Source organism: Actinopolymorpha sp. B11F2, from assembly GCF_040195635.1.
Taxonomy (GTDB): Bacteria; Actinomycetota; Actinomycetes; order Propionibacteriales; family Actinopolymorphaceae; genus Thermasporomyces.
The window spans coordinates 311,125-327,162 of sequence record NZ_JBEFTX010000004.1; the positions used below are offsets into that span (position 1 = coordinate 311,125).

Here is a 16,038-nt window from a genome sequence, read left to right on the forward strand (position 1 = left end):
TCACGGCGACCCACCCGGGACAACCGACCCGCTGCCCGGCACGCTCCGCTGATGAGCACGCCTCGTGAGATGACACCCGGTGCTGAGGCCCAGCGTCGTGTTGACGGCGGTCCCGAACAGCAGTTCCGCGCCGTACGTGTCCACGAACGACACCTCGTGGTCGCCAGGACGTTCGACGACGACCGTCGGCGCACCGAACCCACGTCGACGCACCACCCCGGCAACCAATGAGCGCGCACCAGGCCAGTCGGTGTCGCCGATGGCGCCCGGCGAGACACCCGCGTGGTACCGACGGACTTCCGCGTCCTCTCCCAGTGTTGCGTACTCCCCCACACCGCCGGAAACGTTCGCGAGCTGAATGCGGTTCACCCAGGGGCGGACGCCCACCTTATCGACAAGGCTCGTCCGCAGGGCCGTGAGCAGGTCAAGGTAGCCGACTTCGACGTCCTCGATGTCAGGGCGCTTCTGCAACTCGGCAAGTGCCGCCTGGCCGCCGGGGACGTTCACTGTCGCATGCCCCAGAGCTCGGGGTGGTCCCCCAGCCCGCGATTGTCACCTCGAACCATCCGCTCGGGCATCCCACCGACGATCACACTCGTGTTGTACTGGCTGGTACTCCCGTCCTCGAGGTAGCTGGTGTGCCCCGTGACGCCGGACAGGTGCCGCCCGTCGGGCAGGTTCGCCTCCGCCGAAGAACCCTGACCCATCCCCGGCAGATGAGTGGGATCCTTACCGAAACGACCGAGGTCACCCACCGGGTCGCTCTTCGCCTCGATGTAGGTGGCATGCCCGTCAGGCACCTTGAGATCGTCCACATTGCTGGTCCCCACTCCGGGCGAGCCGAGGAAGACCGCCTCGTCGACCCCGGTGTTCTGCCGCAGGGCGAGACCCGTCGTCGTCGAGCCGTACGAATGACCGATCGCGGTGACGTGCGCGTCGGAGTCACGCGCGGTGTCGATGCCCTGCAGGAAAGGCGCCAGCTTGGCGGCACCGCGTTCGGCCGCGCCCTGCGTCACCACCGAGTTGGGGTCACCGATCGTCTCACCGATCTGTGGCGCCTGGTAGCCGATCCAGCTCACGGTCGCCACCGAACCGCCGTCTCCGTAACGCCCGAGCTCGCCTTCGGTGCGGTACTTGAGCTGTGCCATGTTGGCGTCGTACTGGCCGAGACTGTCGCCGACATTGGACGTCAGCCCAGGCGTGAAGACGGCAACGTGATCAGCCTTGTCCACGTTCCCGTTGGCGACGGCCGCCTCCGCGCGTTCGGACGACGTGTCCAAGAGCAGCAACTGGCGCTCGCCCGGCTTCGCGAGCGCGCCCTCGATCGCCTTGATCGACTGGAGCTTCTCGTCGAGGAACCGGAGCCTGGCTTCGACGTCGGTGGCGCTGCCGCCTCTGGCGTGCTGGGTTCTCGCGTACTGCGAAAGCCGGTTCCGCTCCGCCAGCAGCCGCTGTTTCTCCCAGGCGAGCGTCCTGCGGTTGGCCTGGTCGCGGGCGGTGAACGGGATGCCGTCGCGGTTCCCGATCCAGTCCGGCCGATTCGCGATGATCCAGTTCTTCTCGTCCGCGGACAGGGTGTCCCACCAGCCGGCGTTGTCGCCCGGAGATCCCTTGCCAGGCGGGGGTTCCACGGTCGAGAGCCAGCCCAGCTTCGCTCCGGCCGCCGCGGCGGCCGCGAGGTTCGTCGCGCCGCCGTCACCGATCTGGCCGGTCGCGACCTTGTGAAGGACGGTGGCCAGGTCGTTGTCGATGTCGCTCGCTCGGCGCAGGATCTGCTCCACGCGGTCCTGTAGCTCGAACCAGATCCGTTCGCGTTCGCGCTGGACCTCATCTCGTTGGTCGGCGGGCACGTTCTGCGGCAGTGCGACATCGGCGATCGCGCCATCGCCGCCGATCGCGAAACCATGCTTGTGGGCAAGGGTTTCGGCCTCTTCGACACCACTCCGCAAACCGCCGATGGCATCCGCCGCCTTCGCCAACGCCGTCCTGGTCGCGGACACACCCGCGACGAGCCATTCCATCCGGTTCGTGATGTGCTTGCGCGTCTCCTGGGCGGCTCTCGCCGCGTCGCCGATCCACCTGGCCGGCGTACCCATGTCGGAGTACTCGTCGGAAAGGCCGAGCAGCCGGTCGGACTTGCGCTTGAGCGCGCGTTCGGCGTCGTCGAGTGGCTTCGGCCGCCACTTTCGTACGTCTCCGTAGGTGACCATCGCTGTTCACCCCCACTCAGCGGTAAGCGGAGAGATCGCGTGCGGCCGCGTCCTCGTGCGTCTCGTAGTTGTCGGCGGCGGACCGCAGTGCCTTCGCGTAACCGGCGGCCTGTCCCACCCACCAGGCGATCTCGTCGGTCCACGCCTTGCCCAACGCCCCGAGGGCGGCGACGCTCCGACCCCCCGGCACGCCGGTGGCCGCGTCGTCGATGGCGTCGGCGAGCCCCACGGCGGTGACTTGTTCGCCGGCCGATTCGGCCGCTTCGGCGGCATCGCGTAAGGCACCGATCTGCGTCTGGTACGTCACCGAACGCCACCTTCCCGAGCCGCCCTCGTCGCCTTGGCGTCCCATGGTCCTGAGCCGACCTGTAGCCGTGCTGTACTCGTGCTGAAACGCGTCGAGAACCGGTGCCGGCATTCCAGCCGTTAGCATGCTGGCCGTGGGACGTCTCTCCGAATCGGATGCCACAGCTGTGATGATGGCGTCAGACTTACGCCCCCTGACTCCTTACCCAGGGGCTGGGAAGCGGTGGACGTGCGAATGCCTCAGGTGCGGCCGAGTTGTGGAACCGATACTGCTCAACGTCCAGTCCGGAAGGCGGTGTCGCCCCTGCGAGGAGGAGGCACTCGCCACCGGGCCTGGCGTAGTTTACGGCTCCCGTAAGCACCGAGAAGCCTCATCAGAGCTGGACTGAGGCGCCTCCACCTGGAGGCGTGGGAGCGGGTCGCAGCGGCAAGACCGCCGCCGCGCCACCTTCCACTGATCGCCACCATGCCGTAGTTTCCCGTGCTGTGCGGACTCCCGATCTCACCCGCGTCGTGGACAACGTGGTGGCCGCGTTCGGCCTCGGCAGCCACCTCGGCGCGACCGCGGCTGAACCGGTGCGGGAGGCCTGGTCCAACGACGTGCTGCGCGTGCGCACGACCTCAGGTGCGTACGCGGTCAAGTTCTTCCCTCGTGAGCTCGGTCCTGAGCAACGTGCCGCTCTGCGGAACGGCATGGAGGTCGAACGGATCGTCTTCGACACCGGCCAGGTTCCGATGCCGGAGCCTGAGCCCGATCCGGATACCGGTAGCTGGCTGCTGGAACTCGCCGAACCTGGCACTGGTGCCCCGAGGCTTGTCCGTGTCCATGCGTGGGTGGACGGTACGCCGTGTTCGGACGTCGCACCGTCGGTCGATCTGGTCCGCGATGTCGGGCGCTCGCTGGGCAGGGTCCACGCGCTGGGGCTCCCTGGTGGTGACACGTCCGGTCTGCGCGGGGTTGACCTCGAACGGTGGCAGCGGGCGATCGAGTGGGCGAGATCCGCGACGGCACCGTGGGCCGCCGAGCTGGCCGCGTGTACGCCCCTCGTCGAGGAGATGGCCGGCCGGGTGGACCAGGTCCGTGCGGCGCGCCTGCCGATGCGGCGGAGTCACCGCGACCTCGACCCCAAGAATGCCGTCGTACGCCCGGATGGCCGGGTCGCCCTCACCGACTGGGACTACGCCGGACCGGTCCTCCCGGGTGTCGAGCTCGTCGTGGCCGCATCGTCATTCGCCGGCGTGGAGCCAGCTGTCGCTGAGCAGGAGCGGTTGGTGGCGGAGTTCGTGGCGGCGTACCGACTGGCCGGCGGTGACGCCGAGGCTCCGGACGCCTGGGCGATGGCCGCGGAGTTCGACCTCGACTGGCTGTTGCGCAATGTCGAGGGCAGCCTCCGCCCGCAACCTGGCGACGACATCGAGCTCCGGAGACGACTCGCCCCGGAACTGATCGCCTCGTTGGCCGCGGACGTCACAGCCCTTGAGCGCTGGGCACGGCTGATCGCAGTTATTCTGTCGGGGTGATCGACATCCCCACGAGCTTTGCCCGCGGGATTGTCGAGCGTGAGGGCGAGTCCGCGCATGCGTGGGTGCAATCCCTGCCCCGCTTGGTGGATGAGATCCTGCAGCGGTGGCGTTGCACACCCACCGAGCGGATCGTCGGCGGCGGAGTCGGGATCATCCTGGCTGTCCGTCGTCACGATGGTTCACCTGCAGTGGTGAAGGTCTCCTTCCCTCATCCGGGCAACGTGTACGAGCCACATGCCTTCGCCACCTGGGGTGGACGTGGCGCCGTACGCCTGTACGAACGCGACGACGCCAACTTCGCCATGCTCCTGGAACAGGCCGATTGGCAGACTCTTGACGACCTCGGCGACGTCGACCAGGCAATCGCGGTGGCAGGACACCTCGCCCGACGACTGGCCGTTCAAGCCCCACCCAGCCTGCCCCGGCTCTCCGATCAGGTCGAGGAGTGGGAAGAGACGCTCCGCAAGGACGCCGACAGTCTGGGCCATCCCCTGTCGCAGCGTGCGCTGGCTGCTGCACTCGCCACCCTCCGAGACCTCGGCCGCAACCAGCCCGACACCATGGTCCACGGTGACCTGCACTTCGGAAACGTCGTGCGCGCCGAGCGCGAGCCATGGCTGGTGGTCGACCCCAAGGGATACGTCGGCGACTTGGCCTTCGACGCACTCACTGTGCTCGTCCGCGGCGTCGACAGCCTGCGCGAAGCCGACGACCTGGAGGCTGAGCTGCGGCGCCGGCTGGCAATCTTCTCTGATGCGGCCGAGGTCGATCGCGAACGAGTGACCCGATGGGTCCAGGCTCGTACGGCGATCGGCGCCCACCACAGCCGGAGGGTCGGCGACCCGGCCTGGGCAATCCACCTGCTCGAGCAGACCGCCGAATTCCTGGCTCGATAGCAACCAGTTCATTCGTGCGTACGGGTGGCACCTTCCGTTGTGCGCCGGAGGGAGCCGCTAGTGATCATCCACGCTCGCGCTGGAGGGGACTGGTGGTGCCGTCGCCGGGTCTGGATCTTCGGCACTCTGGGCAGCATCGCCTCTGGCAGCGAGCCACCTCCGATGGAAAGCGCCGTAGCTGGGGAACCGCGTCGTCACGGCCTCCTGCACGACGGCGTACAGCGCATCCGGAGCGCGGAAGGCACGTCGGTCAAGGGTGCCGTCGGCAAGGAAGACAAGCACGGTGCGGGCCATCACGTAGGCCGTCGTGCGGCCGTCGATCGGCGCGCCGAGCGAGAACTCTTCAGGCGCCATGAACCGGTCCGAGCCGAACATCCGTCCCATGTCGTTGCGGAAGGGCCCGGGCCGATAGCAGTCCAGGTCAATCACGGTCAGCTGCCGGCGGTCGAAGTGGTAGAGCAGTCCGCCGTCGTAGAAGTCTCCCTGGATCCAGCCGGCGGCGTCCAGCCGCTCGTGCAGATCGAACAACCCATCGAGAGCAACCAGGATCTCCTCTGCGGGCAATGAGCGAAACCGCTGGAACGCAGTCGTGGGATCATTCCGTCGATCTCGCGGAGTGCCGAGGTGGTCGCCGTCCCGCCATTCGTAGGCCAGCAGAGGTCCGACGGGCGACTCGATCAGCCCATGGAAGGTGGGGAGGAGCGGATGGTGGATCATCTCGGCGAGCCGGGCGGCGTTGCGGAGCAGCCTCACGCGGGCATCAAAGTCCAGATATGGGGCCGTGTCGGTCGGATCTCCCGCGGTCTTGACGAAGAGTCGCTGGCCGTCCGCGTCGACGCCGTAGGAGATGTTGCCGGAGCCTTGGGTGTTGGCGCCGAAACGGGCGAAGACTCCGCCGAGCTGTTCGAGGTAGACGCCCGGTGGGTTGTCAATCGCACGAGGGAACATTCGTGCGACCCTACCGAGCCGGATCCGGGACGTGCGATCCGGTTTGTGCCGCGTCAGCGGCGCGTACTCTCTCGGACCACGACCGTCCACGGTGCCGGCGCAGGCGAGGGCTCCAGACCCAGGACGGCGCGCGCACACTGCGCACCCTGGTCGCGGAGCGACTGCGCCACCGTCGTGAGTCCGAGGTCGGCGGCGATCGCCGCGTCGTCCCACCCGCTGACCGCGACGTCGTCGGGAACCTTGCCATGGGTCGTACGAATCGCTCGGACGACGCCCGCGGCCAGTTCGTCGCTCATGGCGGCGATGGCGTCCGGCGGGTCGGCCCTGGCCAGTAGGCGTGCGGTGATCCGCTCCGCCTCGTCTGCCGCATTGTGCGCGCACACGGCGACGACGACGTCGCGCCACGGCCGGCCGTGTTCCTCCGCAGCCCGCTGGAATCCGGTCAGCCGGTCCCGGGTCACGGGGAACCGGACGTATGCCGTGTCGGGGCCCGTCACCACTGAGCTGACCCTGGCGCGGTCCAGCGGGAAGCTCATGACCAGTGGACGCCTGGCGCCGGAGAAGGTGATCCGTCCCACCGCGTACGCCGCGGCCTCGTTGTCGATCGTCACAAGTCCCAGGCCGTCGACCACCGGCCCGCCATGGACGACCGCCGGCCGCCCCAGCGACGCCACAGTCGTGAGCGCAGGGTCGTCGTCGGAGGTAGTCCAGAGGATGAAGCCGTCGACGGTCGCCGCCCGGATCCGCTGGCCGTCATCGGCAGCGCCGGTGATCGGCAGGATGGTCATGCCGTACGCGCGATCCGCGCAGACGTCTGCGATGCCGGCCAGGAACGACGCGGCCTGAGGATCCTCGAAGGCGTAGCTCAGGTGCTCGCCGAGGATGACCCCGAGCGTGTGCGTACTGCCGCGGCGCAGCGATCGGGCGCGCGGATCCGGACCGGGATAGCCGAGTTCTGCCGCCGCGGCGAGCACCCTGGACCTTGCCTCGGCGGAGACGCGGCCCGGCTGACTGTAGGTGTACGAGGCAGTCATGACAGAGACACCGGCCCGCGCGGCGACCTGGCTGAGGGTCGGGCGCCTGACGCCGGCCGGGGGTGTCACGCCGACAGCCTATTGCGGTTGTTGCGCCTGAGTTGGTGCGCCCGAGTCGCCACGTCCGGTGTGGGTCAGCGAGCGTGTGTATCGTTACACGAATGTCGGAACAGCCCCGGGAAACCACTCGCCCACCGCACGGAGGAACACGGGTCCACCGCGGTGGACCCGGCCCAGGGCGCACGCATGGGAGGCGTGGCGGCTCAGAGCCTGACCACGTGGCGGTCCGCCGTACCGTCGCCTCCGCTGTCCTGGCGTTCGCCGCGTTCGGTACGTTCTGGGGCGTCTGGGGAGCGTCCGTTCCGCGGGTCCAGGACCAGGCTGGGCTCACCGACGGCCAACTCGGGTTCGCGCTCGTGTTCGTGGGCGCTGGTGCCCTGCCCGCCATGCTGGTGGCTGGCAGGGCGCTGGACCGGTGGGGTCGGGCCGTCGTGGCGCTGACCATCGCTGCTCTCGGCGTGTCCGGCGCCGTCGTGGCCCTCACCGCGGTGGGGGTGAGCAGCCTCTCGGTCGGCCTTGCTCTCGTCGGCGCCTCCAGCGGTGCGGCCGACGTGGCGATCAACGCGGTGGCCGGCCGGGCAGAGAAACTCGCCGGTCGGCCGGTCATCACCCGGGCGCACGGGGTCTTCTCCGCCATGGTGGTCGTCGCCAGCCTTGGCTGCGGGCTCGCCTCGTCAGCGTCCCTGCCGCTGGCAGTTCCATTCGTCGCTGCCGCTGTCCTCTGTCTCGTCGCCGCGCTCGCGGTCGGCACGATACGACCTCCCGGAGGCGGTGGGACGCCCGACCTTGCGGCCAAGCCCCCGGACAGCAACCGTCCAGACACTGACGCTCCAGACACCGCCGTTCCAGACACTCACGCTCTGAACGCCGACGCTCCGGACGCCGGGCCTCCGATCGACGGTCGACCCAGAACCGTCCCGCTGCTCCTCCTCGGGGTCCTTGGCGCCCTCGCCTTCGCCAGCGAGAACGCCCACCAGAGTTGGAGCGCGGTCTACGTGCACGCGGAGTTGGGCCTGGGGCCCGGTGGCGCGGCGGTGGCCCCGGCAGTGTTCGCCGGCACCGTCGCACTCGCGCGGTTCGCCGCTGGTGGCCTCGGACCGGCGTACGCCCGCGCCGTCCTTGTGGTCGGCTCATCGGTCGCCGCCGCCGGTGCCACCGTCATGGCCGTCGCGCCCACGTTCCTCGTCGCGGCACTCGGCCTCGTACTCGCCGCGGCCGGCACCGCCGTCCTCTTTCCGACCCTCGTCGGCCTGGTCTCGCGCAGCGTGGACGAGCGGCACCGAGGTCGTGCGACGTCCCTCGTCAGCACCACGTCGTACCTGGGCTTCCTACTCGGACCCGGCTACGTCGGCCTCTGGGCGGACGCGGTCGGGCTGCGCGGGGCAATGCTTGCCGTGGCGGCGCTGGCGGCAGTCCTCTGCCTGCTCACGCCGGCGCTGCTGCGGCTCGGCGGACACGGACGGCTTCCTGCCTTGCCATAGTTCCCTTCTCGCATGCACGCCGATCACACGCCACGGTGACGAAAGGTGGATGAGACAAGTCCGTTCGCCATCTGGGGCAACTGCCTGGCCGTTCGGTCGGCCAGCCGGGTCGGCAGATCGGACGGACCGGCGTCGTCGCCATCGTGCTCGGTGGTATCGGGGCGGTTGTTCTGATCATCGCCGCTGCCGTCACCTTTACCGCGGTATCTGGCGATCGGCAGTCTGGGGCCGACGGCTCCGCGGTTGATGGGTCCGCGGCTGATGGATCATCGGAAGTGAATGCCGGACCGAAGCACCCCGTCCAGCACGACAGACCAGGGTATGAACGAAAGAGGTTGAGCTCAGGCGTCGGCGACCCGATGGCCCTCACGATGAGTGAAAGCCCCCGACGCATCGAGCTCGGCGGCAAGCCGACGCTCGACCCCTGCAACGTGCTCCCCCTCGCCGATGTCACCGAGCTCGGCCATTTGCCGATCGCGAACCCTCTTCCGACCTCGATCAAGCGGTCGTTCTACGACGGCGTCGGGCGCGGCCGGTCGAGGCCCCAGCTACCTGTCGACCTTCACCGGTACGTACGCCCGGTGGGCGTACGCGATCGAGCCCGGCACCAAGACGATCGATGTGGAGACGTACCAGTCGTTCAACGTGCTCGACGAGGATGTCCTCGCGGAGATCGACCGGCGCTACAAGTCCGGTCCGATGGTCGGTGGCTATGCGACGGACAGCCGAGAGGGCAAGTACTTCATGTTGCGCGGTGAAGGTGCCACCGTGCACCTCTACACCGACACCGGCGATGGACCGAAGCTGCTCGACCGGATCGCCCGCAACCTCGCCGCCCTGGCCCAGGACCCTGGTGGTCCAGCGGTCGTGACGTACAAGTCGCCGACCTTCCCCGCCCCGGTGGCCCGCGCCTGCGACCTGATCGACAATGCCGACATCAAAGCCCCACACCGGCAAGGACGCCAGCCCGCTGGTCGAAGAGAACGTCGCAGGCGCTACCGGTGTGCTCGTCTTCCGCGAGGTGGGTGACCCGACGGAGAACAACTACGTCCACAACGAATGCGTACGCCATGAAGGTTTCGCCGAGGAGTCCGACGCCGACATTCTCGTGCCGGACGCCGGCCTCCGGGTCGCGACCATGAGCTTTCTGGACGCCAAGGCCGCACACAACTACCTGTCGTTCATCCCGGTGGGAGGAATAGACAAGAACGTCGAGGAGGTCGACGGTCCCTCCGACGGCGCGTTCAGCTACATCACGGGTGGCAGCGGGAACCTCGAGGTGGCGTTCCAGTACGAGCGTTTCGTCGTCAAGATCTCTCCGACGGAACGGTGGGACCCCCAACAGGACCCGGGTCCGGTGGTCGACTCGTTGCGCCCCCTGGTCGCCAAGATGACCGCCAAGCTCGACCGCCTGTAGGCGTCCGAGGTCCGTCGACACGAGGTCGTGGCCGACGTCATGAGCTGGTGAGGATGACAAGTTGCTGGGTCGCTCGGGTCATCGCGACATAGCGGTCGACCGCTCCTTCGGTGCCCGTGCCGAACGACCCAGCGCCGAATGACTCGCTACCGAATGACTCGGGGTCGAGGAGGACGACCAGGTCGAACTCGAGTCCCTTCGACAGCTCCGGGGTCAGCGAGCGGACGCGGGACGTCGCCCGCGACGTGCCATCCGCCATCCCATTGGCACCGATGACGCAGGCGATCCCGTCGGCATGCTCGGCGAGCCAGGTGTCCAGGATCGGGCCCAGCTCCGCAGTAGATCCGTACACGACGGGGTTGCCCGTGCTGCGGATGGACGTCGGCACGTTGGCGTCCGGGAGCACGGCCCGGATGACCGGCTCGGCTTCGGCCATGACCTCTTCGGGCGTCCGGTAGTTGATGCTCAGCGAGGCCAGGTTGATCCGGTCGAGCCCGATCCGCTCGAGCCGTTCCGGCCACGACTCTGCTGTTACCGCCCCTCTGCCCTTCGGGCCCACCCCTCGTGTGAACCCGTGCCTGGCCTGGGCACGGTCCCCGACGATGGTGAAGCTCCGGGACGGGCAACGGAGCAGCAGCATCTGCCATTCCGCGTCGGTCAGCTCCTGAGCTTCGTCCACGACAATGTGCGCGAACGGGCCGGCGAGCAGGTCCGGGTCAGCGGCCAAGACGGCGCCCTCGTCGACCAGGGCACCCCGCAGGTCCTGCCCGCGCAGCATCGACATCACGCCCATGTCAGAGTCGTCGGTCTCGATGAGGTGATCGACGACGTCGGCCATGCGTGCGCGCTCGGCCGAGACGGCAGCCTCCTGGCGGCGCCTGCGTCGTGCGGCCTCCGGGTCGCCGAGCCGCTGGCGTGCCGCGTCCAGGATTGGCAGGTCAGACACCGTCCAGGCGCGCGCGTCCTCGCGCTGGAGCCTTGCGACCTCGTCGCGGGTGAGCCAGGGCGCGCACATGCGCAGGTAGGCGGGGACCTGCCACAGATCTCCTACGATGTCGGTCGCTTCCAGCAGCGGCCATGCCCGGTTGAAGGTCTGCACCAGCTCACGGTTGCCTGCGAGCGACCTGCGGAACGCAGTTACCGGGTCTTCGCCCCGCATCCCGTAGGCGTCGAACTCGTCGTCGTCACCGTCCTCTGACTTCTCGTCGGCGACATCCCGGAGCTTGTCGATCAGGATCGCGAGCAGCGCCTCCCAAACCTGGTCACGCGTTTCGTTGTGCGGAGCGCCGGGTTCCGCTGCTTCGAACGCCTCGGTCCAATCGGCGGTGCTGAGCCAGATGTCGCCCCAGGGGGTTTCGACCTCCATCCCCTCGGTGGGTGGATCCTCGTAGAGCCCGACGGCGGGCTCGATCGCCTTCACCATGTCCGCGGACGACTTCAGGCGGGCGACGTTCGGGTCGGTCTCGATCGCCGCCGTGGCTCCCTCAGGGACGAGGTTCCGCAGCGTGCAGGTCTGCACTCCCTCCTCCCCGAGGCTGGGGAGTACCTCGGACACGTACGCCAGGTAGGGCTGGTGCGGACCGACGAACAGTACGCCGCCCCGGCGGCGGCCAAGGCGTGGGTCGGAGTAGATGAGGTAGGCGGAGCGGTGCAGAGCGACGACGGTCTTTCCCGTACCCGGACCGCCGTCGACGACGAGAGCGCCGCGGGAACTCGCGCGGATGATGGCGTCCTGGTCGGCCTGGATGGTGCCGAGTACGTCTCGCATCCGGGGCGACCGGCTGCTGCCCAGGCTGGCGATGAAGGCGGACTGGTCGTCGAGGGCGGCAGCGTGTCCGTCGAAGCCGTCCGAGGTGAACACCTCGTCCCAGTAGTCGCTGATCCGGCCGCGGGTCCAGCGATACCTACGCCGGCTTGCCAGACCCATCGGGTTGGCGTGGGTCGCTCCGAAGAACGGCTCGGCCGCGGGGGAACGCCAGTCGACCAGCAGCCGACGGCCCGCACTGTCCGTGAGGCCGAGTCGTCCGACGTACACAGGTTCGGGGTCGTCGGCACTGACGATGTGTCCGAGGCACAGATCCAGGCCGAAGCGACGCAGGGCGCGCAGGCGAGCGGTCAACCGGTGGATCTCCATGTCCCGGTCCATCGCCTCCTGGCCTTGGCCCCCGGGCGCCTTACGCGCGACATCGAGACGGTCGGACAGGTCGGCGATCGACTGCTCGAGGCACTCCGCGATGGCCACGAAGTGCTGCTCGTCGCCGGCGATCAGCATCGGCTCGGCCTTGCGAGCGAGCTGGTCTGGAAGGTCGAACGCGCTGGTGGTCAGAGGGTTCACGTCAGCAGCTCCGATCGAGCAGCAGCTTCGCGGCCACCATCGCGCCGTCGGTGCGGATCCAGCCGGCCACGGCGGTCGCCTGCGCTCGGGTCTCCGCGGTCAGGGCCGTCTTGAGTGCGGTCGACAGGGACTCCGTGGTCAGAGTCGGGCCGTCGTGGGCCGCGCCGATACCCAGGTCGGCTACCCGGCCCGCCCAGTACGGCTGGTCCCCGATCTGGGGCACCACCACCTGTGGCGCGCCGGCCCGGGCGGCCGTGGTCGTCGTACCCGCCCCACCGTGGTGGACGACGGCGGCCACCTGGCCGAACAGCGCCTGCTGGTTGACCTCGCCGACGGCGAAGCAGTCGTCCCGATCGTCGATCAGGGCAAGGTCTGCCCAGCCACGGGAGACGACTGCGCGGCGACCCTGCGCGCGGATCGCCTCGATGGCCGCCCGGGCGACGTCATCCGCGGCGCGCATCGGAATGCTGCCGAAGCCGACGTACACCGGTGGGGTGCCGGCGTCCAGGAACGCCTGAAGCTCCGTCGGGAGTGAGCGGTCGTCCGGCAGAATCCACGCGCCGGTCTGCACGACGTCGAGGTCCGCCGGCTGCAGCCACGGCCCCAGCACCGGGTCCGCCGCCAGCCACGGACGGTCGGTGAAGAGGTGACCGCCGACGCTGTCGATCGGCGGCAGGCCGATCGACACCCGGTGTGCGTTGATCGGCGTGCCGAACACCGTGTTCAGGCTCTGAGCGTGCAGGTCCCACAGCGCTCGGTTGTCGGTCACGTCCGGTGGCGACGGCCACAGCGGCGGGTGGTGCGGCGACGGCAGCCAGAGCGGACAGTAGGTCGCGTACACGTAGCGGATGCCCAGCTTCTCGGCCATCGACTGCGCGCCGGCCACGGTCGGAGTCAAGCCGGTCGCCACGACCACGTCACATCCCTTCGCCGCCGCGGCGGCAACCGCGTCGAACTGCGCGGTGACCAACCCGGGGGCCAGGTCCGCGGGCGACGGCGGCGTCTCCTCCGTACGCACCCGGCGCACCATCTCGCGCACCGACTGCCCGGCGGGCACCAGCGGCAGGCCGACACGGGCCAGGAGGTCCGCGAAATCCGGGGGCGCGCACACTCGCACCTCCGCGCCCAGCGACCGCAACTGCACCGCCAGCGCCACCATCGGCTCGACGTCCCCCCGCGACCCGTACGTCGACAGCAACACACGCATTTTTGTGCCCCCCACTTCCGCAGATTCTTGCTTCGGCCGACGATTCTCCGGCACGAATAGGGCCTTGCGGCAAGCCCCCCGGTGCGCTATAACTTAGGAGTGGCAGGGAGTGCGGACTCCTTGCCTTTCTCTATGTCCGCTCTGGACGGCGACCTGCTCGCGAAGCGGCGACCTGGCGCGTGCGGCGGCACCGTCGGCGCAGGAGGATCTCCCATGTGCCTGCGGATACAACCGCGGAATGAGGAGAAGATCGCCATGTTGGCACCACGAATGGGGAGTTGCGCACACTGCGTTCCCGGAGCCAGGGATACCAGATAGTTGACCCACCCCTCTTGTGTATAACGAGTCCCGTCGATGGGAAATACGCAACAAGGAACCACCACAAAGTCCACACCACTCGCCAGGCAACCGAGAACCGTTGGCTCAGTCGCCTGATCCGGATGGAGCGCGACTACCAGGTCAAACTCGCAGAGATCAACATCCTCGACGCTTGCTACTATCCGTCGCATTGGATGGGGCCGCTCTCCCCTAACTTGCCGCTTCCGTAAGTCTCGCTGTATCCATTTGGGGAACCTAGCGGCGCGCGGATCTATTATCGTTGGGTCGCATCCGCTCATCGCAAGCCAGTACGAAAGATCGCCGTGTCCACCCGCAACGTCAGCAATGGACACCGCTTCCGGAAACGTCTCACAGATGAAGCTCGCGAAGACTTCTGCTCGAGCCTTGTCGCCCATTCGTAGACCTCCGAAGACGCACGCACGATTCGCGCCACGCGCATGACAACGCTTGCGCTGGTCGCGCCGCTGCGGGGGCTGGTGTGAACCGTCGAGCGCTCACGTGTGCATTGCGCTGTGGATTGGATCCGGACCACGCGAAGGTCGCGCGGTCCGGATCTGAAGCGTGGGGCTTACAGAGGATTGCTGAGAATGTCGGCCAAGTGGTTGAGACCTGCGAAGACCCAGGGCAGGCTCTCCGGGTCGCGTTCGGCCTGGAAATGCAGGATGTCGAACGCGGTAGCGGCTGCACACAGAGCGAGCACTCCTGCCCCGGCCACCGCCTCGCCGCCCTGCCGGATCAGGCAAGTGGTTCCGGCATCGGTGACCCCGGCCGCGATCCAGCGAGGTGTCGGATAGCCGATGGCGTGGATCCGGTTGACCGTCTCGATCAGCCGCGCCCTACGCGCGGTTGGATCGTGTGCTCTCCACTTCACGATCGCCTGTTGCCCGTCGGGGTCGATCAGGACCCGGGCCCCGCCGTTGAGCCCACCACGGCAGCGATCCCGCAGTGCGTACCGTAGTCCGTGGGCTTGGTTGATGTCGTTGACCACCTGCCGTACAGGTTCCGAGGCGGGGTCAGCAAGGTTGAGGTCATTCATGGTGGCGTTCTCTCCCATACGTCGGATGGCCGCCGGTCGGGACTGACAGACGGCAGTCATCTGCGCCGCTGAACCGCGCTGGAGAGATCACGCCACGTGAGGACTCTAGCGACCCGGCCACCGGACGAGCAACGAGTTACGTGGCGCCTCGATGTACTTGCGCACACTCACAATGCGCTGGCCTGCTCGACGCCGGCGTCCCCGAGTGTCCGCCGATGTACTCTTCCTCGATGCGATTACATCCGGAGGCTACGCTTTCAGCCGCTTCGCTCGCCGCCATTTCCGACGCCTACGGTCTGGGGGAGCCACTGGACTCAACGTTCATTGCCCGAGGAGCCATGGGAGCCGTCAACCGCATCACTACTCGCATGCATGGCGAGCGGGTTTGTTGGACCGTGAAGCGCGCGTACTGGAACCATTTCAGTGAAGACGGGATTCGGCGCGAAGTTGACTTCGCAACGCGATGTGGATCAGTCAGGGTACCGGCACCGCGGTCCATCCGGCGGATCGACAACGGTAGCTTCGTGTTGACAGTTGATGATCAGCCGGATGGGAAGAGTCAGTACCGTGTGCTGGCCTGGGTGCCCGGTGAGACTGGTGACCGGGAGGACGATCGCACCATTGCGCCGATAACGGAGTGGATGGCGCGAATCCATAACCTTGCCGTCGACCCGAACGATCACGCAATTGACGACTGGTTCGTGCGGGTGAAATTCAATTGGGACGAACTGGCTACGCGTATGAAGGACCCCGCTCCCGATATAGCCGATGCGATGCACGCACGCAGAGCGGACCTCAATGCGCTCTCCGACCTCGTCAACAGCGCTCGCGAGCCAGGCGCACTGTGGTGTCACACCGATCTCGGTGCCCCGAACCTGATCTGGAGCGACGACGGCCCTTGGTTGATCGACTGGGAGAATGCCGGCCCCTTGGTTCCTCACCAGGAACTCGGATCCTTCGTACGGTCCCTGGGGTCGCGGGTGCGCGGGAAGAGCGCATACTTGGCGTACCGCCGAGCGGGTGGTCCCGCAGAGATCACAGAGCCGAGCCACCTCGCCAGCTCCGTGGCTGTCCATCTCAACTATCTCGGTTGTCAGTCCGAGCTATTACTCGATGCCACGCATCCAGAACAACATGACTTCGCCAGAGAACAGGCCGGCAACGCGGCGAATGACCTGCCGAGCCTCGCCGAGTTGGAGGCCTTGATCGACCACCTGAATGGTCGGACGTAGCCGAGGGGCCAGG

The 16,038-nt window shown here is 67.9% G+C and carries 15 protein-coding genes; 6 read left to right on the plus strand and 9 right to left on the minus strand.

The annotated features are described in order from the left end of the window. The 3 genes from ABN034_RS10365 to ABN034_RS10375 are packed head-to-tail and all read right to left on the minus strand — an operon-like array spanning position 1 to position 2,517. Positions 1-507, minus strand: coding sequence for an LppA family lipoprotein (locus tag ABN034_RS10365; RefSeq protein ID WP_349690777.1), 507 nt, complete (start codon positions 505-507; stop codon positions 1-3). Then, positions 504-2,210 carry an alpha/beta hydrolase gene (locus ABN034_RS10370; protein WP_349690778.1) on the minus strand — a complete coding sequence of 569 codons (1,707 nt, stop codon included), beginning with the start codon at positions 2,208-2,210 and terminating at the stop codon, positions 504-506. The genes ABN034_RS10365 and ABN034_RS10370 overlap by 4 nt, the downstream gene beginning before the upstream one ends. Before the next feature lie 16 nt (positions 2,211-2,226). After that, positions 2,227-2,517, minus strand: coding sequence for a type VII secretion target (locus tag ABN034_RS10375; RefSeq protein ID WP_349690779.1), 291 nt, complete (start codon positions 2,515-2,517; stop codon positions 2,227-2,229). 485 nt (positions 2,518-3,002) lie between these two features. Here ABN034_RS10375 and ABN034_RS10380 point away from each other — a divergent pair, with 485 nt between their 5' ends. Together ABN034_RS10380 and ABN034_RS10385 are read left to right on the plus strand one after the other, a co-directional pair. Further along, positions 3,003-4,037, plus strand: coding sequence for a phosphotransferase enzyme family protein (locus tag ABN034_RS10380; RefSeq protein ID WP_349690780.1), 1,035 nt, complete (start codon positions 3,003-3,005; stop codon positions 4,035-4,037). Beyond that, positions 4,034-4,936 (plus strand): aminoglycoside phosphotransferase family protein, encoded by a 903-nt coding sequence (locus ABN034_RS10385; protein ID WP_349690781.1) that lies wholly within the window; start codon positions 4,034-4,036, stop codon positions 4,934-4,936. The genes ABN034_RS10380 and ABN034_RS10385 overlap by 4 nt, the downstream gene beginning before the upstream one ends. A 57-nt stretch (positions 4,937-4,993) precedes the next feature. Here ABN034_RS10385 and ABN034_RS10390 read toward each other — a convergent pair whose 3' ends face one another. Further along, positions 4,994-5,884, minus strand: coding sequence for a hypothetical protein (locus tag ABN034_RS10390; protein WP_349690782.1), 891 nt, complete (start codon positions 5,882-5,884; stop codon positions 4,994-4,996). Positions 5,885-5,937: 53 nt separating this feature from the next. Beyond that, a complete protein-coding gene (locus ABN034_RS10395; RefSeq protein WP_349690783.1) occupies positions 5,938-6,987 on the minus strand; it encodes a LacI family DNA-binding transcriptional regulator in 1,050 nt (349 codons plus the stop codon). 209 nt (positions 6,988-7,196) lie between these two features. Between ABN034_RS10395 and ABN034_RS10400 the strand changes: the two genes are divergently transcribed. After that, positions 7,197-8,459, plus strand: coding sequence for an MFS transporter (locus tag ABN034_RS10400; RefSeq protein ID WP_349690784.1), 1,263 nt, complete (start codon positions 7,197-7,199; stop codon positions 8,457-8,459). Between the two features lie 341 nt (positions 8,460-8,800). Here the strand turns inward: ABN034_RS10400 and ABN034_RS10405 are convergent, their stop codons facing one another. Beyond that, positions 8,801-8,926, minus strand: a complete 126-nt coding sequence (locus ABN034_RS10405; RefSeq protein ID WP_349690785.1) for a hypothetical protein — start codon at positions 8,924-8,926, stop codon at positions 8,801-8,803. 154 nt (positions 8,927-9,080) lie between these two features. Between ABN034_RS10405 and ABN034_RS10410 the strand changes: the two genes are divergently transcribed. Further along, positions 9,081-9,488, plus strand: a complete 408-nt coding sequence (locus ABN034_RS10410; protein WP_349690786.1) for a hypothetical protein — start codon at positions 9,081-9,083, stop codon at positions 9,486-9,488. Then, a complete protein-coding gene (locus ABN034_RS10415) occupies positions 9,463-9,876 on the plus strand; it encodes a hypothetical protein (protein WP_349690787.1) in 414 nt (137 codons plus the stop codon). The genes ABN034_RS10410 and ABN034_RS10415 overlap by 26 nt, the downstream gene beginning before the upstream one ends. Before the next feature lie 37 nt (positions 9,877-9,913). On the opposite strand, the gene helR is transcribed toward ABN034_RS10415, so the two are convergent. The 3 genes from helR to ABN034_RS10430 all read right to left on the minus strand — a co-directional run bounded on the left by helR (position 9,914) and on the right by ABN034_RS10430 (position 14,793). Further along, entirely contained in the window at positions 9,914-12,211 is a 2,298-nt protein-coding gene (gene helR, locus ABN034_RS10420) for an RNA polymerase recycling motor ATPase HelR (RefSeq protein WP_349690788.1), read from the minus strand. 1 nt (position 12,212) lies between these two features. Further along, on the minus strand, positions 12,213-13,418 hold the full coding sequence (locus tag ABN034_RS10425) for a glycosyltransferase (protein ID WP_349690789.1): 1,206 nt from the start codon (positions 13,416-13,418) through the stop codon (positions 12,213-12,215). 907 nt (positions 13,419-14,325) lie between these two features. Beyond that, positions 14,326-14,793, minus strand: a complete 468-nt coding sequence (locus ABN034_RS10430) for a hypothetical protein (RefSeq protein WP_349690790.1) — start codon at positions 14,791-14,793, stop codon at positions 14,326-14,328. A 230-nt stretch (positions 14,794-15,023) separates the two neighbouring features. Here ABN034_RS10430 and ABN034_RS10435 point away from each other — a divergent pair, with 230 nt between their 5' ends. Continuing rightward, on the plus strand, positions 15,024-16,025 hold the full coding sequence (locus ABN034_RS10435) for a phosphotransferase (RefSeq protein WP_349690791.1): 1,002 nt from the start codon (positions 15,024-15,026) through the stop codon (positions 16,023-16,025). The last annotated feature ends 13 nt before the right edge of the window (positions 16,026-16,038 follow it).

What these genes read in the sequence shown, in the direction of transcription:
- ABN034_RS10370 (WP_349690778.1), bottom strand. Translation starts at nt 2,210, where the DNA reads ATGGTCACCTACGGAGACGTACGAAAGTGGCGGCCGAAGCCACTCGAC.
- ABN034_RS10390 (WP_349690782.1), bottom strand. Translation starts at nt 5,884, where the DNA reads ATGTTCCCTCGTGCGATTGACAACCCACCGGGCGTCTACCTCGAACAG.
- ABN034_RS10405 (WP_349690785.1), bottom strand. Translation starts at nt 8,926, where the DNA reads ATGGCCGAGCTCGGTGACATCGGCGAGGGGGAGCACGTTGCAGGGGTC.
- ABN034_RS10425 (WP_349690789.1), bottom strand. Translation starts at nt 13,418, where the DNA reads ATGCGTGTGTTGCTGTCGACGTACGGGTCGCGGGGGGACGTCGAGCCG.
- ABN034_RS10430 (WP_349690790.1), bottom strand. Translation starts at nt 14,793, where the DNA reads ATGAATGACCTCAACCTTGCTGACCCCGCCTCGGAACCTGTACGGCAG.
- ABN034_RS10435 (WP_349690791.1), top strand. Translation starts at nt 15,024, where the DNA reads ATGCGATTACATCCGGAGGCTACGCTTTCAGCCGCTTCGCTCGCCGCC.